The organism is Mesoflavibacter sp. CH_XMU1404-2 (genome assembly GCF_037029465.1).
Classification (GTDB): domain Bacteria; phylum Bacteroidota; class Bacteroidia; order Flavobacteriales; family Flavobacteriaceae; genus Mesoflavibacter.
Map to the genome: position 1 here is coordinate 252,793 of NZ_JAYMEM010000005.1, position 22,325 is coordinate 275,117.

Annotated in this window: 18 protein-coding genes; 5 read left to right on the forward strand and 13 right to left on the reverse strand. The window is 30.6% G+C overall.

The genetic code is table 11. From position 1 onward, the window contains the following. Window positions 1-4 precede the first annotated feature (4 nt). Entirely contained in the window at window positions 5-457 is a 453-nt protein-coding gene (locus WA327_RS04540) for a 6-carboxytetrahydropterin synthase (RefSeq protein ID WP_336066938.1), read from the reverse strand. A 90-nt stretch (window positions 458-547) separates the two neighbouring features. Here WA327_RS04540 and WA327_RS04545 point away from each other — a divergent pair, with 90 nt between their 5' ends. After that, window positions 548-1,189: a 2OG-Fe(II) oxygenase gene (locus tag WA327_RS04545; RefSeq protein ID WP_336066940.1), complete on the forward strand. Its 642-nt coding sequence runs from the start codon at window positions 548-550 to the stop codon at window positions 1,187-1,189. Window positions 1,190-1,262: 73 nt separating this feature from the next. On the opposite strand, the gene WA327_RS04550 is transcribed toward WA327_RS04545, so the two are convergent. Both WA327_RS04550 and WA327_RS04555 read right to left on the reverse strand, forming a co-directional pair. Then, window positions 1,263-1,430 carry a hypothetical protein gene (locus tag WA327_RS04550; protein ID WP_336066941.1) on the reverse strand — a complete coding sequence of 56 codons (168 nt, stop codon included), beginning with the start codon at window positions 1,428-1,430 and terminating at the stop codon, window positions 1,263-1,265. 26 nt (window positions 1,431-1,456) lie between these two features. Next, window positions 1,457-2,791 (reverse strand): MATE family efflux transporter, encoded by a 1,335-nt coding sequence (locus WA327_RS04555; protein ID WP_336066942.1) that lies wholly within the window; start codon window positions 2,789-2,791, stop codon window positions 1,457-1,459. 93 nt (window positions 2,792-2,884) lie between these two features. On the opposite strand from WA327_RS04555, the gene WA327_RS04560 reads away from it, so the two are divergent. Continuing rightward, the gene (locus WA327_RS04560) at window positions 2,885-3,682 is read left to right on the forward strand and encodes a universal stress protein (RefSeq protein ID WP_336066943.1); all 798 of its coding nucleotides are present in this window, start codon (window positions 2,885-2,887) and stop codon (window positions 3,680-3,682) included. A 174-nt stretch (window positions 3,683-3,856) separates the two neighbouring features. After that, window positions 3,857-6,217, forward strand: a complete 2,361-nt coding sequence (locus WA327_RS04565) for a 7TM diverse intracellular signaling domain-containing protein (protein WP_336066944.1) — start codon at window positions 3,857-3,859, stop codon at window positions 6,215-6,217. Here the strand turns inward: WA327_RS04565 and WA327_RS04570 are convergent. The 5 genes from WA327_RS04570 to WA327_RS04590 form a co-directional block, all read right to left on the reverse strand. Continuing rightward, window positions 6,214-7,056, reverse strand: a complete 843-nt coding sequence (locus tag WA327_RS04570; protein ID WP_336066945.1) for an alpha/beta hydrolase — start codon at window positions 7,054-7,056, stop codon at window positions 6,214-6,216. The two genes, WA327_RS04565 and WA327_RS04570, sit on opposite strands and share 4 nt — an antisense overlap. A 3-nt stretch (window positions 7,057-7,059) precedes the next feature. Then, complete coding sequence (locus WA327_RS04575; protein ID WP_336066946.1) at window positions 7,060-9,801, reverse strand: PD-(D/E)XK nuclease family protein; 2,742 nt, start codon at window positions 9,799-9,801, stop codon at window positions 7,060-7,062. A 70-nt stretch (window positions 9,802-9,871) separates the two neighbouring features. Continuing rightward, window positions 9,872-11,305, reverse strand: coding sequence for an OmpA family protein (locus WA327_RS04580; RefSeq protein WP_336066947.1), 1,434 nt, complete (start codon window positions 11,303-11,305; stop codon window positions 9,872-9,874). Between the two features lie 125 nt (window positions 11,306-11,430). Next, window positions 11,431-12,624: a glycine C-acetyltransferase gene (kbl, locus tag WA327_RS04585; protein ID WP_336066948.1), complete on the reverse strand. Its 1,194-nt coding sequence runs from the start codon at window positions 12,622-12,624 to the stop codon at window positions 11,431-11,433. A 79-nt stretch (window positions 12,625-12,703) separates the two neighbouring features. Then, a complete protein-coding gene (locus WA327_RS04590) occupies window positions 12,704-15,847 on the reverse strand; it encodes a UvrD-helicase domain-containing protein (protein WP_336066949.1) in 3,144 nt (1,047 codons plus the stop codon). Between the two features lie 136 nt (window positions 15,848-15,983). Here WA327_RS04590 and WA327_RS04595 point away from each other — a divergent pair, with 136 nt between their 5' ends. Next, window positions 15,984-16,592 (forward strand): superoxide dismutase, encoded by a 609-nt coding sequence (locus tag WA327_RS04595; RefSeq protein ID WP_336066950.1) that lies wholly within the window; start codon window positions 15,984-15,986, stop codon window positions 16,590-16,592. A gap of 266 nt (window positions 16,593-16,858) precedes the next feature. Here WA327_RS04595 and WA327_RS04600 read toward each other — a convergent pair whose 3' ends face one another. The 5 genes from WA327_RS04600 to WA327_RS04620 all read right to left on the reverse strand — a co-directional run bounded on the left by WA327_RS04600 (window position 16,859) and on the right by WA327_RS04620 (window position 21,916). Next, entirely contained in the window at window positions 16,859-18,757 is a 1,899-nt protein-coding gene (locus WA327_RS04600) for an amidophosphoribosyltransferase (protein ID WP_336066951.1), read from the reverse strand. A gap of 100 nt (window positions 18,758-18,857) precedes the next feature. Then, window positions 18,858-19,784, reverse strand: a complete 927-nt coding sequence (locus WA327_RS04605; RefSeq protein WP_336066953.1) for a PfkB family carbohydrate kinase — start codon at window positions 19,782-19,784, stop codon at window positions 18,858-18,860. Window positions 19,785-19,896: 112 nt separating this feature from the next. Then, on the reverse strand, window positions 19,897-20,538 hold the full coding sequence (locus WA327_RS04610) for a ribonuclease H family protein (protein ID WP_336066954.1): 642 nt from the start codon (window positions 20,536-20,538) through the stop codon (window positions 19,897-19,899). Window positions 20,539-20,570: 32 nt separating this feature from the next. Then, a complete protein-coding gene (locus WA327_RS04615; protein WP_336066955.1) occupies window positions 20,571-21,347 on the reverse strand; it encodes a hypothetical protein in 777 nt (258 codons plus the stop codon). 5 nt (window positions 21,348-21,352) lie between these two features. Continuing rightward, window positions 21,353-21,916, reverse strand: a complete 564-nt coding sequence (locus WA327_RS04620) for a phosphoribosylglycinamide formyltransferase (RefSeq protein ID WP_336066956.1) — start codon at window positions 21,914-21,916, stop codon at window positions 21,353-21,355. Window positions 21,917-22,087: 171 nt separating this feature from the next. Here WA327_RS04620 and WA327_RS04625 point away from each other — a divergent pair, with 171 nt between their 5' ends. Further along, entirely contained in the window at window positions 22,088-22,321 is a 234-nt protein-coding gene (locus tag WA327_RS04625) for an acyl carrier protein (protein ID WP_027879414.1), read from the forward strand. The last annotated feature ends 4 nt before the right edge of the window (window positions 22,322-22,325 follow it).

Here is a 22,325-nt window from a genome sequence, read left to right on the forward strand (position 1 = left end):
GGGTTTATTCATTATCGCTTGCATACCATTGCGCGTAGCTGGTAGCAGTTTCTGATAGTTTAAGTGAATGTAATTTTATGTTATCCGGTAATCTGTTTTTAATTTTTTCGGCAAAATCAATAACCATCATTTCGCTAGTTGGTTGATAATTTACCAAAAGCACGTTGTGACCTCTATCTTCAAGCTCTTTAGCTAGCTCTATATGTGGTGTGTTTTTATTAAAAACAGTTGCGTGATCAAAAACGTCTACAATTTCTTCTTTTACAATTTTTTTAAGGTCTCCAAAATCGATTACCATTCCAAATTTCACATTAGAAGTATCAGATATTGGCTGCCCAATTACAGTAACATCTAATCTGTAACTGTGACCGTGTACGTTTTTACATTTTCCATCGTAGCCATAAAGCGCGTGACCAGTCTCAAAAGAGAATTGTTTTGTTATTCTGATGTTAGCCATACATAAATTTTATGCTACAAAGATATTGATTTTGTAAAACCAATTAGTTTTTAGTTTACATTTGCGCACTTTTTTTAAAATAATTGGCTAATGAGTCAGCTTTTTGAAGCTTTAGATTTTGTTGAAAATCCTCTATATGAAAGGATTATAGACGATGTAGCTAAACAAAAATTTAGTGTTATTGATGACTTTTTTGATGCAAACGAAGTGGAAGTTTTAAGAGCTTCTTTACTTGAAAAATACGAAGAAGACGCATTTAAAAAAGCTGCAATAGGCAATAAGTTTGATGAGGTTATTGTAAAATCTATTAGAGGTGATGTGATTTTATGGATAGACGAAACCAAATCTAACCCTGCAGAAAATTTATTTTTCAATAAAATAAATGACTTAGTAAATTACTTAAACAGAACCTGTTTTTTAGGTATTTTACATAAAGAGTTTCATTATGCCATTTACCCTAAAGGCACATTTTACAAGCGTCATTTAGATACATTTAAAAATGACGATAGACGAAAATTATCTTTTGTATGTTATTTAAATCACGAAGATTGGCAACCAGAAAATGGAGGCGAATTGGTGTTATACTTAGATGAAACCAAGCCAGAAAACGATAAAATAATTTATCCTTTACCGGGAAGAGTTGTCATTTTTGAAAGCCAAATTATAGAGCACGAAGTTAAGCCTGTTGACACAAAGCGTTTAAGTATTACAGGTTGGCTTAAAACACGTTAGTAGCGTCTGCGTTTGTTGTAAAAATAAACGATGATAAGTACGATAGCTAGTAGTAAAAATATTCTATTCATGACTAATTGTTGTTTCTGTTTCTGTTGTATCTGTAAAGAAAATATGCTAATAAAACTAACACGATTAGCGGTAAGAAAGATCCAATAAAAATGCCTATTTCATATTGATTATCTGGCGCATCCTTCATCTTTTGTTCTATGTCTACTTGTTGTAATAAACTTAAAAGCATATTCTAAACTAATTAATACTGTAAAGTTAGTTGTTTTGTTTTAGCGGTAAAAATTGTTTTCTAAAAATTATGATTAAAGGTAAACCACGAGCAATAATCCAAAAGGTTAGCGCAATGAATATACCGTATAATTTTAAGTCAAAATAATCTACGATTAAAAGCACAGGGATAAACACTAAAAATGTTGAAAGAAGAAGAACATTGCGTAAATCTTCCATTTTGCCTAAGCCTTTAAAAATACCATCAAAAATAAACGCTAAAGCACACAATGGTTGCATGGCTAAAACTATCCAAAACACATTATAAAATTGATTTAAAACGTTGTTTTCATCAGTAAAAATTTCACCGATAGGGTAGTATAAAATTCCGCCAATTATTGCAACGCTTATACCAAGATAAATACCATATTTAATTAACCGATTGCTAAGTTTTATAAGCTGATCGTAATTTTTTTGACCAAATAACTTTCCTGATAAAATATTACCTGCACTAGCATAGCCGTCAATAATAAAAGCGCCTAAAAACCATAAGTTAATTGCAATGGTGTAAGCAGCAATGTAGCTTTTACCATAACCTGTTGCATATTTTGTGGCAAAATAAAGCGTAATATTTAAAGCTAAAGTGCGTATAAACAGATTTAAAATCATGAATGCAAAATTTTTAATCTGCGGATTTAAAGGAAAACTAAATCTTAACGGAATACTTGTTTTTGTAAGCAGTAAATATGCCGAAAATAAAGCCATAAACACTTGAGCAATTAAACTAGCATAAGCTGCACCTTTAATATGTTGACCAGCAATTATACCATCTATTCCATATACCAAAACAAAGTCTAAAACTACGTTTAATGCAGCTCCAGAAATAGCAATAATCATAGGGTAATAGGTGTTTTGTAAACCTCTAAATGTTCCAAAAACAGCAATTACAAAAAGCGTAAACGGAAAACCTAATACACGTATTCTGTAATACTCTACACTGTAATCTAAAATTAAATTTTCTGCATTGTAAAGTTTAAAAATTGGTGCCGCTAAAGGATAAGTTATAGCAATAACAAAAATGCTTAAAGATGTAATCAAAAAAATAGCTTGTGCTGGTAATTGTCTTACTTGGTCTAAAGCATCTGCGCCAAGATGCTGAGAAATAATTGAAGAAATAGCACTACGCGTTTGTCCTAAAACCCAAATAAGCATAGAGATAAACGTAGTTACAATACCAATAGCAGCCAAAGATTCGGTAGCATTTAAGTCTACATTACCAACTACAGCAGCATCTGTTAATGATAAAATAGGCTCTGATATTCCAGAAATTAATGCAGGAATTGCTAACTTGTTAATGTGTTTTATGCTAATATTAGTTTTCACTTCAAGTAAAAATTATTGTCAAAGGTCGTAAAACTTTATTTAAATTGAAGTGAATAAAAAATCTGTACTTTTGTAAACTAAAACTCTTAAAATATGAAATCTATTTTAGTACCTGTTGGTTCATCAAAAAATGCTCAAAGTCATTTGCAATATGCAGTAGATTTTGCTCAAGCTTTTGGCGCAAAATTGTATGTAGTACAAGTTTACAACGTCTATACAAAAGCTGGTACAATGACTAAAGTAGATCATATTTTAGAAAGAGAAAGCATGGAGTTTTTACAAAATCATGTATCTAAAGTGAATACAAAAAACGTTGAAGTTGTTATTAAAACTTTTAAAGGAAAATTAATTGACACTATTGAATTAGTTTGTAAGTCTTTAGATATCGATTTAATTTTATTAGAGCCAAGAACCAATTCTATTAAAGATGAAGTTTACTTAGGGAAAACCTCTGGAAAAATAATCAAGCAAACCAATATACCAGCTTTAATTGTACCTGAAGGTTATAAATACAGACCAATCATTTATATTTTAATGGCTTTAAAATCTGCTACTATCAAAAAAGAAGGCGTTTTAAAACCATTACAAGATATTAAAGCACAATATAAATCTATTGTAAATCTACTTTTAGTAAAAACACCTTTTTATAACGAAGGAGATTTTGATGTAAATGAAGAACTGAGTAACATGATTACAAAAACTACAAAATCTGAAAACGCTACAACGTTTCAAGGTGTGTTAGAGCATTACAAAGATAATGATCCAGATTTGTTATGTGTAGTTAGACGCAAGCGTGGTTTCTTCACAAAATTATGGGAGAAAAATTTAATTTTAAAGAAAGATTTTCACGCATCTACATTACCTGTTTTAGTACTTAGTGGCTTGAAATAAATTAAAATGAATATACGGTTAATACAGGGTGATCTCAGTAGGATTATTCACACGTGACTTTTTATCGAGTTTATTTCATCTTAAACCATTTTTTTCTGTCTTTCAACGTTTTATAGGTTTCTTTATAAAACCTACGAAGCCCCATTTTCGTAAGTAATTTAAACTTAACCTAGTATGAAAAATCTTACCTGGCTATTTTTAGCTTTGTTTTGTGTAGCAACTTTTGCTCATGATAAAATTACTTTCAATCCAAAAACATCAAAAGGAAAATTACATGAATACTCAAGTTATATAAATGTAAAAGACAAAAAATTATCTATTAATGATATAATAGCGTCAAAAAATCTTCATTTTGACCCTATAAAGTCTGATAATCTTAGTTTAGGGTTTACATCTTCTAATTATTGGGTTTCTTTTAGTTTAGAAAATTCGACATCAAATAATAATACTTATTACCTTGAAACTGCACGACCAGTAACAGATTTGGCTAACTTGTATGTAGTTACAAAAGATAGTATAATAAAATACCAAAGTGGAGATCAAATACCTTTTAATCAAAGACAAGTAGCGCATAGATCTACTGTTTTTAAACTTCAATTAGAACCAAATACAGTTAAGGATTTTTATTTAGAATTAAGTAGTGATGGAGAGACAATTAATATTCCTCTAAATCTTTACACCGAGACAGAGTTTTTAATTGCTAACTACAAGCAGCAATTGTTTTTAGGTTTGTTTTACGGTATTTTGTTTCTAGCCGGTATTGTATACTTGTTTTTTTACAGTAGCTTATCCAATAAAACCTTTTTGTACTACAGCTGTTACGTATTATCTATAGCACTTATGCAAGGTGCATTAGATGGGCTAATTTACCAATATATTTTTACAGAAGCTGGTTACTTTAATAGTAAAGCGGTTTTAATTACAGCTTTACTTTCTAATCTTTTTCTTTTAAAATATTGTGAGCATTTTTTAAATATTGAAAAACATTTAAAAGTCATAAAAAAGATTTTTAACGGTATTTATATTGCTATTGCTGTACTTTTTGTAATGACTTTGGTTTCTCCTATTACGATGGAGTTTGTTTATCCAATTAGTAACCTTAACGGATTAATAAGTTTGATTTTAATCTTGGTAGCTGTGTTTAGTTTAAAATTAAAAAAGGTGAAAATAGATCCATTCTTTTCGGTTGGTATTTTCTTTTTAGTCATAGGTCTTTTAGGTTTCGTAATGAATAATTTAAGCTTATTACCTAACAATTTTTATACTTTAAATAGTGCGAAATTTGGATCTGGTTTAGAGGTTATTTTCTTATCACTTTCTATGACAAATTTGATCAAAAAATTAAGAAAAGAAAAAGAAGCTTCACAAGAAGTAGCCTTAACTAGAACAAAAGAAATAAGTGAACTAAAATCTTACTTTATGTCTAACATGAGTCATGAGCTTAGAACACCTATTAATGCTATTTTAGGTATAGTTCAATCCAGTATAGATGATAAAAACAGTGATATTAAAGAGCAATACCAAACCATTAAAAATGCCTCTTTAAGCTTGTTAAGCAACGTAAATGATATTTTAGATTTTGAAAAGATAGAATCCAATCAACTTAGATTAAATACAAACCAGTTTAACCCAAAAACATTAATCACAGATATAAGTGATAATTGGAGAGTAGAAGCCAATAAAAAAGGATTAAACTATGTGTTTGATATTGATACCGAAATACCAGAAATGGTAGAAGGTGATGCAGAGCGATTTATTCAAATTATTAATAACGTTTTAAGTAATGCAGTAAAATTCACCTTAGATGGAGAAGTGGTTTTTAAGCTAAAATGCTCTTGTCAACCAAATGGGTTTAATCGTTTCTCAATACAAATATCAGATACGGGAATTGGTATGACTAATGAAGTGCAACAAAACGTTTTTGACAGTTTTAATCAAATGCGAAACAACCATAAAAGACAATTTGGAGGTATAGGCTTAGGACTAAACATAGTTAAGAATTTAGTCACCTTATTTGAAGGCACAATTTATATTGAAAGTGAAATAAATAATGGAACAAGTGTTTATATTGATATTCCTTTAAAAGTAATTGAAGCACAAGCTGAAATTGAAACCCAAACAGAAGAAAATCAAGAAAAAGACATACAAATATTAGTTGTAGAAGACAATCGTTTAAACCAAATGGTAATGAAAAAGCTACTTAGTGCTAACTTAAGGTTTAACTACACGATTGTAGAAAATGGTCAAGAGGCTTTAAACGAATTAAACACTAAAGCATACGATTTAGTCTTAATGGATTTACAAATGCCAATAATGGATGGTTATGAGGCAACAAAAGCAATTAGAGAAGGAAAAATTAACGCTTTTAATAAAGACATTGCCATAATTGCAGTAACAGCAGATGCTATGCCTAAAACTAAAGATCGTGTTTTAGAGATAGGAATGAATGACTATATGACCAAACCTATTGACAAAAACGAGTTATTTAATAAAATAAATCACTTTAGCCAAAAACCAGAATTAAGAATAGCTTAGCGCTTTATAAAATCTACGGTTTTATTAACCACTTTTTCTAGGTTAGAAGGCATTTTTCTTTCCGTCCAAGGATGTTTAGCATCAAAAACATGATTACTGTTTTCAATTGTAAACAGTTCGCTTTTTGGGTTCCATTGGTGTAGATTTAATGCTTCTTGATATAAAACTGAAGGATCTTCTTTTGCGTGAATTATTAAATGAGGCACGTTTATATTTTTCTCAGCGTTTTCAATATTTAAACGCTGTTCATTAGCTTTAAAATCTAAATAAAACTGAAAGTTGTGAGGCATTTTTTGTTTTGTTCTTCCGTTTAAAACATATTTAACACCATCTTTTTTCCATTGCTCTAAATCGCCAGTAGTAGATGTTCTTTTTCCAAAACTACTTACACTTGCCCAAGTTATAAGCTTTTTGATACGTTGATCTTCTTTAGTTTTTAAAATTGAAATTCCGCCACCACGAGAATGACCAATTACAGAAATATCATTGGCGTCGATTTGATTTGAAAATTCATTTTTTTTAGATATTAAAAAGGAAATCATAGCATCTAAATCTTCAAGTTCTTTAGAATAATTATTTTCTGCGAAAGCGTTTAAATCTGGAAAATCTATAGGCTGTTCCACCGTTCCTCCATTATGAGAAAAATTAAATTTCACATAAAACAAATTAGCTTTCATGAATGCTTCTGCAACCAAATCCCATGCGCCCCAATCTTTAAAACCTTTGTATCCATGACAAAAAATAACCAATGGTTTTTTGTTGTTATCATTGTTAAAAAAGGCGTCCCAAACAATTGGTTTGTTATTTTCTCTTATTAAAACTAAATTTTTATAGATCATTTTTTAGACTTCTTTTTCGGTAAATGGTATGTTTGGATTACAGATTTCTGTGATTAATTTTTTTAGCTCAATTTCAAAACTTGTTAAAGTGTCTTCGGTAATATTTGTATCTTTTTTTCCTCTGCTACTTTCTCTTTTTGCAAATTTTATAAATCCTCCACTTAAATTTTTAAATGAAATAATCCCAGCTTCCACAGGAAATTTTAGTGCTGTTTTTTTAGACAGCATATAGGCATACATCAACACCTGAAAAGACTTGCTGTATTTTTTATAGTCTGTTGGTAATTCTTCCCAATTTACTACTGTTACGTTGGTTTGTTCTACCTTACCTGTTTTATAATCTATAATTCTAGTTACACCATTGCAAAGGTCTATTCTGTCAACAGTTCCTTTTAAATGAATGTCAATATTCAAACCTTCAATGGTGATTTTTACATTTTCAATTTTTTCTTCTAAAGCTATAATTTTTATCTCGTTACCAGATTTTATTGCATCAATTTCAAAGTTTAAAAAATTTAAAACATAGCGTTTGGCAATTTCAAAAACAATTAGGTTTTTCCCTTTGGTTATATCGCCTTCTTTGTATTCGTCTTTAAAAAATTTAGTGATGTATTTTTCAATTTTTGGGATAAGATTTTTAATGTCATCTACAGTTAATATTCTTCCCATTAATGGTAAATACAGTGCTTCTAATGTGTTATGGACAACAGTACCTAATGTGTTTGCTGCAACATTTTCTTCGGCTTCTTCAACATCTTTTACACCTAGTATTTTTTGATTGTAGAAATCTATTGGATTGCGAATGTAGCTGGTTAAAGATGAAGGTGAAAATCCGCTATATGCTAACCTTTTTATCTGACTTATCAATGCTTCAGATTTTTCAACTTCTAAGAGTTGAGGTTGGTAATTTGGAACTTCAGGTGAAATTATTTGATGATTAATTTTATGAATACCTTCAAGCTCAAGCTGACTTATAAATCTACTTTTTTCTCCGCCTAATAATGTGTCTATTTCGGTATTATATAAAATATAAACATTTTTAGCACGCTGTAATAAGTGGTAAAAATGATAGGTGTAAACGGCGTCTTTTTCTTTATACGTTGGAAGGTTTTTTTCAATTTTTACATCAAACGGAATAAATGAATTATTGGTTTTTCCTGATGGTAAAACACCTTCGTTAACATTAGTTATAATTACGGTTTCAAAATCTAAAACTCTAGATTCTAACATTCCCATAATTTGTAACCCTTGTAACGGTTCTCCTTGAAAATCTAAAGTTTCACTACTTAAAAGTTCTTTGTAAATATTATATAAGCTTCTAATATTATTAAGTGTGTTGTACTTTTTATTTAATCTATCAATTTCATTAAATAAGACATTAAATCGATATAAATACTCTAAACTAAGTTGGTTAGATTTTCTATCTTCAATAAGTCGCTCTTTAATTGTTTGTATAAGCTTAAAGCAGTTATCTATAGCTGTGGTTGGGTTATTTTTCCAATTGCTAAAAAGAAGATTAATGATATGATTATCTTTCTGATTAGATATGGATAAAAGCTTTTCTCTATTTAAAAAGATAATATTATTTGTGTTTATAGTCTCGATTATTTTTTGAGAATAACCTTCTGAGAAAACAGCACTTAAATATTGATCTTTTAATATATCTATTACGTCTTTATGGTAGTAATTGTCTGTGTTATTTATTTGAATGTTGAAAATTTTTTCGAATAAAGCCGCTAATGGAATTGAACGCAAAGGAAATCCCATGGTTACATTTATTGCGTTTATGCTTTTTGGAATAGAATTTAATATGGGAAGCAAAAGGTTTTCATCTCCTAAAACTACAGCCGTTTTTTTTATGTCATTTTCAGGTAAATCGTCTAGAATATTCCCTATGGTTTTTGCTTGTCCAATAGCTTTTGGAACACCGTAAATATTAATATTTTTTTTAGTTGAATAGTTGCTTTCAATCCAATTAAAGGTGTTTTTTTGAAAAAATTTCCAGTTTTCTTTGTGATTTCTAGTGAATAATCCAGCATCATGAAATGGGCTGTCTATAAACGTTTTGTCAATATCCCAATATATAGAAGCTAGTTCGTTTTGTAATAATTCTTGGATGATTGTTTCTTCCGCTGTATTTAAGGCGTTAAACCCTAAAAAAACATGCTTTTTGGGATTGTTTTCTATATAACTTTCAATGTTTTCTACAGCTTCTCTATATATTAAACCTTGATAGCCTTTTCTTTGATGCATTAGCCTTTTATAGAAGTCTTGATAAAACGGATAAAGTTTGTTCCAAAATTTTAGGTAATTGCTAACAACTTCGGTTGGGTTTGAATCTAATGACCAATGATCTAAATCTTTGATTGCAGTTAGGTATTCAAATATATTTTTTTGTGGAATGAGGTACCTATCAATTTCATTAAAATCTTGAAGCAATATTTGTCCCCATTTAGAAAATGACTCAAATGGCTCTTGTTCTTCTTTTGGTGTTAATTCTGTGTAAGTATTATAGAGTTCAAAAAGTAATTCTGTATTAGTTATAGACTTTAGCTGGGATAATTCTTCAACAAAAGATTCTATACTAATAATTATTGGAGAAAATGTTGTTTTATTTATAATACTACTGAGTTCTTTTCTTAAAAAAACTCCTGCTCTTCTACTAGGTAGTACAAAAGTTATATCACTAAAATTTACATTTTGTATTTGTAAATCAAGAAGTACTTTGGTTATAAAACTTATCATTTTATAAAAATAAAAAACGCTTCGGTTATCCGAAGCGTTTTCTTATAAAATATATTGTTGATTTTAAAACTTAGTCTTTTTTAAGTTTTACTTCAACACGTCTGTTGTTTCTTCTACCAGCAGCAGTTGCGTTAGTATCGATTGGGTAATCTTCACCAAATCCAAAAGCTCTTAATCTTTCAGTGTCAATTCCGTTTTCAATTAAGTAAGCCATAACAGCGTTAGCTCTAGCATCAGATAACTTTTGGTTTAAAGTTTTGCTACCTACGCTATCAGTGTGACCTTCAATTGTAAAGTTAGAATCTGGGTACTCTTTTAAGATTGCAGTAATAGATTGTAATACAGAGTAAGATTGTTGCTTAAAGCTAGCTTTACCTGAATCAAATAAGATAGTTTTAGCATAGCTGTTTAATTGCTCCATAACTTCTTGAGTTGGCTCAACTATTTCTGGGCAACCATCGTTAGCAACAGTACCTGCTTCGTTAGGACATTTGTCAACATTATCAGTTACACCGTCACCATCAGTATCAGGCCAAGGACAACCATTGTTAGCTGCAGGACCTGCTTCGTTAGGACATTTATCATCAGCATCAGTTACACCGTCACCATCAGCATCAGGACAACCAGCTAATGATTTTAAACCAGCTACTTGAGGACAGTTGTCTTTGTTATCTGGTACACCGTCACCATCAGTATCAGGACATCCGTTAAATTCAGCTAGACCAGCTTCATTAGGACAAGTATCTTTAGAATCTTCGATTCCATCACCATCTGTATCAGGACAACCGTTGAAAGCTTCTAATCCAAAAACTTCTGGACAAGCATCGTCTTTATCGTAAACACCATCACCGTCTGTATCTGTACCACCAAATTTAACAGCTAAACCAGCTGAATGTTGGAAGTGCTTTGTTAGATAATCTTCGAAAGAGTGCTTGTATTTAGACTCAACGAATAAACCAATATTTTCAGAAAACCAGTATGTTAAACCTAAAGATGCATTAACCGTACCAGCTCCTACATAGTTGTTGGTTCCTGCTTTAGTAGAAAATGTATTGTATGTACCTTCTTCAATCCAAGTATAACCTCCACCAATACCAATCGCTGGATCTAAAGTTTTCGAATTAATTAGGTTTGCGAAATGGTATCTCACGTTACCATCTAAAGCATAGTAAGCTAAATCGTTAACTGGCAAACTAGGGTTAGATGAATTTTCTCCCCATTTTGTTATTTTATTTACAGAACCACCAACTTGTACAGAGAAATTATCCCCTACATATTTAGAAACAGAGATTGTAGATAATGATGGTAAAATACTCCAGTGATCATCAACATTGAAATATTCGCTAAAATAATCTCCTTGAGGAGCGTCTTCACCTACAGGAAACACATCAACTGCGTTAACACCGAAGTTGATAGCCCAAGGATTGTTTTGGTCTTGTGCCATAACATTACCCATAGTAGTTACAAGTAACATTGTGAACAATAATCTGCTAAGATTTTTCATATTCAAAAATTTAATTTTTAAGTGTTAATTAGAAGCAAAAATAAGCTGTTAAATATTATTAACAAAGACAAATATATAAAAATATTGATTATTATAAGATTTTCTAATGGTTTAAAGGGTTGTTTTTAAATGATTTCTAAAGTTTTACCAACTTTTTTAAAGGCATTAATTGCTTTGTCTAAATGCTCTTTGGTATGCGCTGCTGAAAGCTGAACTCTAATTCTTGCCTTTTCTTTTGGAACTACAGGATAAAAGAAACCAATAACGTAAATACCTTCTTCTAGAAGCCTATTTGCCATAGTTTGAGATAACTTTGCATCATAAAGCATCACAGGTACTATTGCAGAATCACCATCTACTATATCAAACCCAGCTGCTTTCATTTCTTTTTTAAAGTACTTTGTGTTTTCTTCTAATTGATCTCTTAAAGAGTTATCATTAGCTAACATATCAAAAACTTTTATTGAAGCACCAACTATTGCTGGGGCTAATGAATTAGAGAACAGATAAGGTCTTGATCTTTGACGTAGCATTTCTATAATTTCTTTCTTTCCTGTGGTGTATCCACCCATTGCTCCGCCTAATGCTTTTCCTAATGTACCGGTAATAATGTCAATTCTTCCCATTACTCCTTTTTCTTCTAAAGTACCTCTTCCAGTTTCACCTATAAAACCAGCAGCATGACATTCGTCAATCATTACTAAAGCATCATATTTATCTGCTAAATCACAAATTTTATCTAAAGGCGCAACAAGACCATCCATAGAAAACACACCGTCTGTAACGATAATTTTAAAACGACTTCCAGCTTCGTTTGCAGCAATAAGTTGTTTTTCTAAATCTTCCATGTTGTTGTTTTGGTATCTATACCTAGCTGCTTTACATAGTCTAACGCCATCTATGATGGAAGCATGATTTAGAGAGTCAGATATAATTGCGTCTTCTGGTCCTAAAAGCGGTTCAAAAACACCACCATTGGCATCAAAAGCTGCTGCATAAAGAATGGTGTCTTCTGTACCATAAAAATCTGCTATTTTTTGTTCTAAGGTTTTGTGTATGTCTTGTGTACCGCAAATAAATCTTACTGAAGACATCCCAAACCCATGTGTATCCATTGTGTCTTTTGCGGCTTGGATTACTTCTGGATGAGAGGATAAACCTAAGTAGTTATTCGCACAAAAATTTAATACTTTTTCTCCTGTATTTAATGTAATCTCAGCTCCTTGAGCAGACGTTATTATACGTTCTTCTTTAAAAAGTCCGCTGTATTTTATGTCTTGTAATTCTTTATTTAAATGATCTTTTATTTTATTGTACATAATTTAAGGGGTGTTTTTTTGCAAATTTAGCAATGTTTTTAGGTTAGCTTTCTAATGTTAAATTTATTTTTAAAATTAATTAGTTAAATGTTGAAACTTTGATAGTTTCGTTTACATAAACTAACATTTTATTTGAAATAACATAACCCATTTCTTTTAAATAATTAGCATACATGTCTAATTGTTCTTCATATTTTGGGTTTGGTAATCCTGTTTTATAGTCAATAATTGTAACATGATTATCTTTAATGGCTAAACGGTCTGGTCTAATGATTTGACCAGAACTTGTTAAAATATCACGCTCATTATATATTGTGTAGTCTTGGGTATAAAACGGTTTTAAATCTTGGTGATTAATAATTTCGTTTATGGTTTTTAAAATGTTTTCTACTTGATTTTTGTTTATAAAACCATCATCTATAGCTTGTGATACCGCAAAATCTACATCTTCTTTAATGTAGATCTCTGCCATTATATCATGAATAATGTTTCCTTTTTCTATAGCATGTTGCTGATTAGTATCCCATAAATAGCCAGACTTAGTGATTATTTTAATATTGTGTTCTTTTTTGTTTACACTTATAATGTTTTTGTTAGATGAAGATTCTAAAGCTTTTTCAATAGGAATAATTTCTCTTTTTGAATTTCCAAATTCGTAAAAGGTTTGCGAGTCACTCCATAGTTGTTCTGTTTGTAAATAAGACTGAAACAGTTTAGAGTAACTATTTAATTCATTTAAATTATTATCTATTTTACTAATAATATGTAGTTGTTCTACAGGTCTTGTTAGGGTAACATACAGTAAATTTATGTTGTCTAACTCTTGTTCTGCTTTGTGTTTGGTGTAAATCTCTTGACCTATTTCTCCAAAATTTTCAACATCACTGTTAAACTTTATAAGGGTTTTTGAAAAACCATTAAAAAGGTTTTTGTCTAGTGGAAACCATTCTTGAGGCTCTTTTTCGCGATAAATTTCTAAATCTGCAAAAGGAAAAATTACCACAGGAAACTCTAATCCTTTTGATTTATGTATGGTCATTATTTGTACCGCATTTTGATTGTTAGGCGACACTATGCTTAAACTGTCTTTTTTATTTTCGTAATAGTCTAAAAACCCAGAAATACCTGTGATGTTTTTTTGAGAAAACTCTAATACCAAGTCTAGATAAAACTGTACAAATGCATCTGAAGTTTGAAGCAAATTAAACTGTCTTGCAATACTTTCTACACTATCGTAAAGTGAAAGTTGAGCAATTTCAGTAGTATTAAAATGAATACCAAATGGTTTAAAATCTTCAAAAAAAGCATCAATATTTAGCTTTAAATTTTGTTTAAAAAAGGTGTGTTTATCTTCAACGTTGAAAGTGTTTGCTAAATAATGAAGCACATTAATCCTAACTTCTAAATGATTTGGATTTACTAATAACCTTAAGATGTTATTGATTAACTTAACAGACTCTGAATTGTCAATCAACATAGTTTCAGAAGACATTATTTTTATATCGTTTTCACTTAAATAATTGGCTACAGCAATACCTTCTTTTTTCTTGCGTACTAATACACAAATATCTTTTAAATCATAACCGTTATCTAAGCACTTTTTTATGGTATTGTATGTCTCATTAGCGTAAATAGTGTCTTTATCATCTTCGCCTTCTTTTAAATCTAAAAACTGAAGGCTTACATAACCGTCTTCTTTTATCGTAGGATTTTGATTAGCCTTTTTATACAAATTTGCATAATGCTCATTTCTAAAACTTGTGTTTGAAATGTATTTAAAAAACGAATTATTAAAGGTGACAATATTTTTGTGGCTACGGTAATTTTCTTCAAGTTCAATTACTTTTTTGTCTACAGGAAAAGGATTTTTATCTTCGGTTAAGTCAATAAATTGTTCTGCTTTTCCGCCACGCCAACGGTAAATAGCTTGTTTAGCATCACCAACAATCATGGTACTTCCTTTTTCGCCTTTTAAATTTTGGGAGGTAAGCGAGTTTTCTATTAATGGGATTAAATTATTCCATTGCATTTCGGAAGTATCCTGAAATTCATCAATAAAATAATGTCTAAATTTTTCGCCAATACGCTCGTAAATAAAAGGTGTTGGTTGGTCTTTTAATTGATTGGAAATTAGTGTGTTAAATTCTGAAATTAATAATTTGTTCTCGTTGTCTTTTATAAGTTGAAGCTCGGTATTAATTGCGTTTAATACCGAAAGAGGTGTAACGTTTTTATATATGGCTTTTAGAAAAGTTAGGTTATTGACAGATGCTTTTATGGTTTTATAGGTTAAAGCAATTTCTGAAAGTAGGCTATCTATAATATCTTTTTTGTTAGCATCTAGCTTTGTAGTGTAAACTTTGTTTTCTTCTATATTACTTTCTAATTGATTGTTATATAATCCGTTAGTTTGTAAAAATGAAGCTTTTTCAAAATGATTAAAAAGCGTACCTCTTGAAAAATCTGCTTTAGTTAATCCGTTATTTTTAAATGTTGATAAAATGCTTTTAGCATTATCTATAATTTGGTTTTCTGTATATTTAATTTGTTTGATTAAGCTGGTTTTTAAGGTTTCAAAATCGTCTAAAGTTTTGTCCTTTAAAGCTTCTTTTAAATGCGGTATGTCGTTTTCGTTGGTAAGTTTTTTTGCAATTTTATTTAAGTCATTTGAGATGTCCCAACTTTTATCGTCATCAGCTTTTTCAATAGCAAAATCTATTAAAATTTTAGTTAGTTTTTTGTCGGTTCCTGCTTTTGCTATAAGACTATCTACAGCTTCATTTAATAAGGCTTCGGTATCTAGCTCGACTTCAAAATTAATGGGTAATTTTAAGTCGTAAGCAAACGTTCTGATTAATCTATGGTTAAAACCATCTATCGTACTAATATCAAAAGCAGCATAATTGTGCATTATCGTGCTTAATAATGTTTTGGCTCTTTTATTAACGTAACTTGGTTCTAAATTTAGCTCTAAACAAATAGCGTTAAACATAGCGTCGTTACCGTTTAAAACAGTTTCATCAGAAAAATCTTTTAATTTTTTAAGAATACGTTCTTTCATTTCGCCAACAGCTTTATTGGTAAATGTCATCGCTAAAATGTTTCTAAAACCAAAAATATTTTCAGTTTTAAATAACAGTTTTAAGTAAGATTTTACAAGGTTAAAAGTTTTTCCGCTTCCAGCTGAAGCGTTAAAAACTTTAAAAGGCGCAATGGTATTCATTAAAAAATTAATTTGTTACAAGATAAGAACAATCAATCTTAAAATAGTTATAAATTATAAGCATTATTGAAGAAACAAGCTAAATTCTTAGTAAGTTTGATGTGAATAAAATTAATAACCACAAAAAATATATATTATGGCTTTTGAATTACCAGAATTAGGTTATGCATACGATGCATTAGAACCACATATAGATGCAAGAACTATGGAAATACACCATAGCAAACATCATAACGGATATACAACAAAATTAAACGGTGCTGTTGAAGGGACTGATTTAGAAGGAAAGTCTATTGAAGACATTTTAACTAATTTAGATATGTCTAATAGCGCAGTTAGAAATAATGGTGGTGGATTTTATAACCATTCTTTATTTTGGACAGTAATGAATCCTGAAGGAAAAGGACGTTTATCTGGAGAATTAAAAGATGCTATTGAAGCAGAATTTGGTTCTTTTGAAGATTTTAAAGATGCGTTTAGTAAAGCAGCTGCAACACAGTTTGGATCTGGTTGGGCTTGGCTTTGCGTACACAAAGGAGGAAAAGTAGAAGTTTGTTCTACACCAAACCAAGATAATCCTTTAATGCCAGGTGTGTCTTGTGAAGGTACACCAATCTTAGGATTAGATGTTTGGGAGCATGCTTATTACTTAAACTATCAAAATAGACGACCAGATTATATTGAAGCATTTTTCAATGTAATTAATTGGAACGAAGTAGAAAGAAGATATGCTGAAGCTAAGTAATTAGTAACGCAAACAATAAATGAAAAGGCAGACTTTAAAGTCTGCCTTTTTTATTTTGTAATATTCTGAAAATCAAAATGTTTATTAAATAAAAAAGCCGGACGAGAGTCCAGCTTTTTTGCCCCAAATCTACCATGAACTTAACCTACTTATGTTATGGTAAGTTCAAATATAACGAAGATTAATTTCAAAAATTGCAATTAATAGTCAAAACGTAAAAAAAATCGCTTAACGGACTTTTTCATAGGAAAATACCTCAAAAACAGTTAGTAAGCTCTTTCTTTGTTACCTTCATAAAAGTTAATAAAGGCTCTGTTAACCACTCGATTACCACCTACAGTTGGGTAATTACCAGTAAAGTACCAGTCGCCTAAATGTTCTGGACAAGCCTTATGTAAATTCTCTACAGATTGGAAAATAATTTCTACCTCAGCATTAACAGAAGCGTCTGTTAATAACTCTGATATTTTAGAAGAAATTTGCTCTGTAGTAAATTGATCATAAATTTCTTTCACAAAGTTTTGTACGTCTTTATCTGCAAGATTTACTTGTGCTTTACACTTATTGTAAACCTCTTCAACTAAATTGTATTTGTTGTTTTCTTTTAACAACTCTAAAGCTGCATTAAAAGCAACTAAAGACTCTAAGTTTGCCATGTCAATACCATAGCAATCTGGATAACGTATTTGTGGTGCAGATGAGACAACTATTATTTTTTTAGGATGAAGTCTATCCATCATCTTAATAATACTTTTCTTTAATGTTGTACCACGTACAATACTATCGTCTATAATTACTAAGTTATCGGTAGGTTTGATTACGCCATAAGTTACATCGTAAACGTGCGCTACTAAATCATCACGACTACTGTCTTCTGTAATAAAGGTCCTTAGTTTTACGTCTTTTATAGCTATTTTTTCAATACGAGGTGTTTCTTCTAATATTGAAATAACTTGCTCTTTAGATAGGTTTCCGTTTCCGTTTAAAATATCTTGTGTTTTTCTTTCATTTAGATGCTCTTCAACAGTGTCAATCATTCCGTAGAAAGATGTTTCTGCTGTATTTGGTATATATGAGAAAACAGTATTTTTTGTGTCGTTATCTATCGCCTTTAGTACCTGAGGCATTAATAGTTTACCTAAAGTTTTACGTTCTTGATAGATTTCGGCATCACTTCCTCTAGAAAAATAGATACGTTCAAAACTACATGATTTACGCTCTAAAGGTTGTAAAATCTGTTTGATAGATACATCTCCGGAAGTTTTGGTAATTATAGCGTGACCTGGCTCTAATTCTTTTACATCATCAAATTCTACATTAAAAACGGTTTGTATTACAGGACGCTCTGATGCTACAACTACAACTTCATCATCTTTGTAATAAAAAGCAGGTCTGATTCCAGCGGGATCACGTAATACAAAGGAGTCTCCGTGTCCTAACAGTCCAGCCATAGCATAACCACCATCCCAATTTTTTGCAGCGCGTTTTAATATTTTATGAACTTTTAAACGCTCTGCAATTAATGGTGAGCACTCATGTTTGCTGTATCCTTCTTTTTTTAGGTCTTTATAGATTTTACTAACGGCATCATCTAAAAAATGACCTATTTTTTCCATTATAGTAATGGTATCTGTGTATTCTTTAGGATGCTGACCTAAATCTACTAGGTTTTGGAATAATTCTTTAACATTGGTCATATTAAAGTTTCCTGCCAAAATTAGATTACGATGCATCCAATTGTTTTGTCTTAAAAACGGGTGTACACTTTCAACACTATTTTTACCAAAAGTACCATAACGTACGTGTCCTAAAAGTACTTCGCCAATATAAGGCACATGCTTTTTTTGTAGAGCAACATCATCTTGGTATTCTGGATGTTCTGTCAATACTTGATTAATTCGACTATTAATTTGACCAAATATATCTTGAATAGGCTGCTGTGCAATAGATCTAACTCTACTTATGTAACGTTCACCAGGGTTAGTATCTAATTTTATACTTGCAAATCCAGCACCATCTTGACCACGATTGTGCTGTTTTTCCATCATTAAATACATTTTATTGACACCATAAAAAGCACTACCATATTTTTCTTTGTAGTATTCTAATGGTTTTAATAGTCTAATATGCGCTATTCCGCATTCGTGTTTTAAAGCATCACTCATTTTAGTTGTGTTGTGTGTGTTTTAAGAATGATAATTTGTTATCTGTTTAATTTTAAACAAGTTAATAAAAAACGCGCTCAATATTAAAGAGCGCGTTGTTTTATTGTAATTCTATTTCAAATTGTGTTAAGTTTTTAAACTGCTGAAGCCTTTTATTTACTTCGTCTTGTGTTAGGTTAAGCATGCGCTCGGTTCCAAATTTTTCTACACAAAATGAAGCTAAAGTAGAGCCGTAAATGACAGCGTTTTTCATGTTTTCAAAAGACACGTCGCCTGTGCTTGCTAAGTAACCTGCAAATCCACCAGCAAAAGTATCTCCTGCTCCTGTTGGATCAAAAACCTCTTCTAAAGGTAATGCAGGTGCATAAAATACGTTTTCATCATGAAATAATAATGCGCCATGTTCTCCTTTTTTAATAACTACATATTTTGGACCCATTTCATGAATTTTTCTTGCAGCAACAACTAAACTGTATTCTCCTGTTAGTTGTCTTGCTTCTTCATCGTTAATTGTAATGACGTCTACACGTTTTATAACTTCATGTAATTGGTCTAAAGCAGAATCCATCCAAAAATTCATAGTATCTAAAACTACTAATTTTGGTTTTTTAGTCATTTGATCTAAAACACCTGTTTGTACGATAGGATGTAAGTTACCTAACATTACTACATCTGAGTCTTTGTAATTATCTGGAACGATTGGGTTAAAGTCTGCTAATACGTTTAGCTCTGTTGCTAAGGTGTCACGAGAATTCATATCGTTATGATATTTACCACTCCAGAAAAAAGTTTTACCGTCTTTTACTATTTCTACACCTTCAATATTGATATTTCTGTCTTTTAAAAGATCTAAATATTCTTGAGGAAAATCTCCACCAACTACAGAAACTGCAGCAGCATCTACATCAAAATTTGAAGCAGATAAACCTATATAAGTTGCTGCTCCGCCAAGTATTTTGTCTGTTTTTCCAAAAGGTGTTTCAATAGCATCAAAAGCTACGGTACCTACTATTACTAATTTGCTCATAAGGGCGATTTAAATTAAGCGGCAAATATACGATTTTAAATGGATAATAAAGGTTATAAATTTTAGCCTTTTTTAGTAGTGTTAATTGAAATATTAGTTCTGTTTTTGAGTTTTATTTTCTGCCAAAATCTGCAGGAATTTCACCCCAAGCTTTGGTTTCCCATTTAACGATTGTAGTACTATAAGTATTTTCTTTTAGCCATTTTACAGCGCGATCCACCAAATCAAAAACAGGTTTGTTTTTAGCGTTTCGTTCTAATTTGCTGTTGCAGTTTTTCTTTTTAACCCAACTTATGGCGGTTTTTGAGTCGGTGTAAATAATACGGTCACTATTGTGTTGTTTTAAAAATGCTAATCCGTGAACAATAGCTAAAAATTCACCTATATTATTGGTGCCTTCTTCAAAAGGACCTTGTATAAATAGTTGTTTTTTGGTTTTGGTATCTACACCACGATATTCCATTATTCCTGGATTACCAGAAGATGCGGCATCAACCGAAATTGAGTTGTAATTAGGCTGACCTATTTTTTTAAGTTGTACTTCAGAAAGTTCACTTTTAAACGTTTTAGATTTTCCTATATAACCCGTTGGACCTTCTTTGTAAGCTTTTTTTGCAGCATCAAAAGAGGCAAATGATTTATACTGAGCACTTTTGTAATCCTTGATTTGGGCTTTACAGTCGTCCCAAGTTTCAAAAACACCAGTGTTATGGCCTTTCCAAACCGTATAATATTTTTTCTTTTTTTTACTCATTATATATTTCTAGCAAAATTAAAGCTTGCGGATTATAGTAGTTTGCTAATTAATACTTCTAAGGTTTTAACATCTTCAAGAGAGGCTAAATTTAGTGTTTTAATAAAGAGGTTTTCGTTATGAATTTCTATTTCTAGACCTTTTAATTTTACAATTTTATTGACAAGGTTTATAGTTCTAATAGGATTTAAAGTTTTTGACACTGTAAAACACTCATAGTCTTTAAGTTTTATTTCATCGTCATTTCTTATTGAATCAAAAAACTTTTCAGTTCCAGTTTTTTCTCTAAATGTGTAATGCCCATCGATAGATTCAATTTTTAACCATAGCATCAGATGGTTTTCAAAATAGTTATTACCTCTTCCGTAATTTACATAAGGCATAAAGATAAAACCTCTTTCAAATTTAAAACAATTAGAATAAGACCAATCATCATAACCACTTAAGATTTTGGTTTCTTCTATGGTTTTAACTTCAAAATCGTTAAATCTATATTTTGTAAAATATCTACTTTCTTTTAAATGGTTAAGTGCAATTTCAATTTGTTTTTCTTTTTCGTAAGGTATTTTATCAAGTTCGTGTTGAGGTGTTGCTCTAAACTCATTATCGTGTACTAGCCAATTACCACTTTGAGCTTCTTCTAAGGTTAATTTAGCTCCTGTTTCAGGATCAATAATGAATTCATCTTTTAAACTTTCTCTTAGTTTTTTTTCATTTTCACCTTCAAATAAATCTCTTTTTGTGATAATGGTGTAAAATCCGATAAAAAAAAGAAATAAACATAAAACAATAATTATTATCTCTAGCATATAATTTATCTCAAAAGATCATCAACCACTTTAGGGAAATGTTCCATTTCTAACTCATGGATTTTTGAAGCTACATCTTCTGCGGTATCAGTTGTTAAAACATCGCATTTTGCTTGAAAAATGATAGCGCCTTCATCATAGTTTTCGTTTACATAGTGTATTGTAATACCGGTTTCTGTTTCTTTATTATTTACAACAGCTTCGTGTACATGCATACCGTACATTCCTTTTCCTCCATATTTTGGTAATAATGCAGGATGAATATTTATGACTTTATTTGGGAATGCTTTTAAGATATTTTCAGGAAACTTCCATAAAAATCCCGCAAGTATAATTAAATCTGGTTGGCTGACTTTTAAGATATTAAGCACATCTTCTGTTTGTAAAAAAGCAATTCTGTTAAAAGATAAAGCACTGACTTTTAGTTTTTTACATCTATCTAAAACTTTGGCATGAGGATTGTTAGTCAATACTTGAACAACAGACGCATTGTCACTATTGTGAAAAAACTTTATCAAATTTTCAGCATTACTTCCGCTACCGGACGCAAAAATTACTACACGTTTCATTTTTATAGTTTCAGTGTTAAATTCTTCAAACAAAAAAAGCAATAATTATTAACAATTACGGGCAAAACCGATTTTATTATTTAAATTAGTAGCACATTTTTCAACTAAAAGTGTGTTTTAAATTAAAGTTTTTTATTTTTGCCACTTAATTAAAACTAAAAAATTAAAATTATGTCAGACATTGCATCAAGAGTAAAAGCGATTATCGTAGACAAATTAGGTGTTGATGAGAACGAAGTAGTAAACGAAGCTAGCTTCACTAACGATTTAGGAGCAGATTCTTTAGACACTGTAGAATTAATTATGGAATTCGAAAAAGAATTTGATATTCAAATTCCAGATGACCAAGCAGAAAACATTGCAACAGTAGGTCAAGCTGTATCTTATATTGAAGCTGCAAAATAAGCAC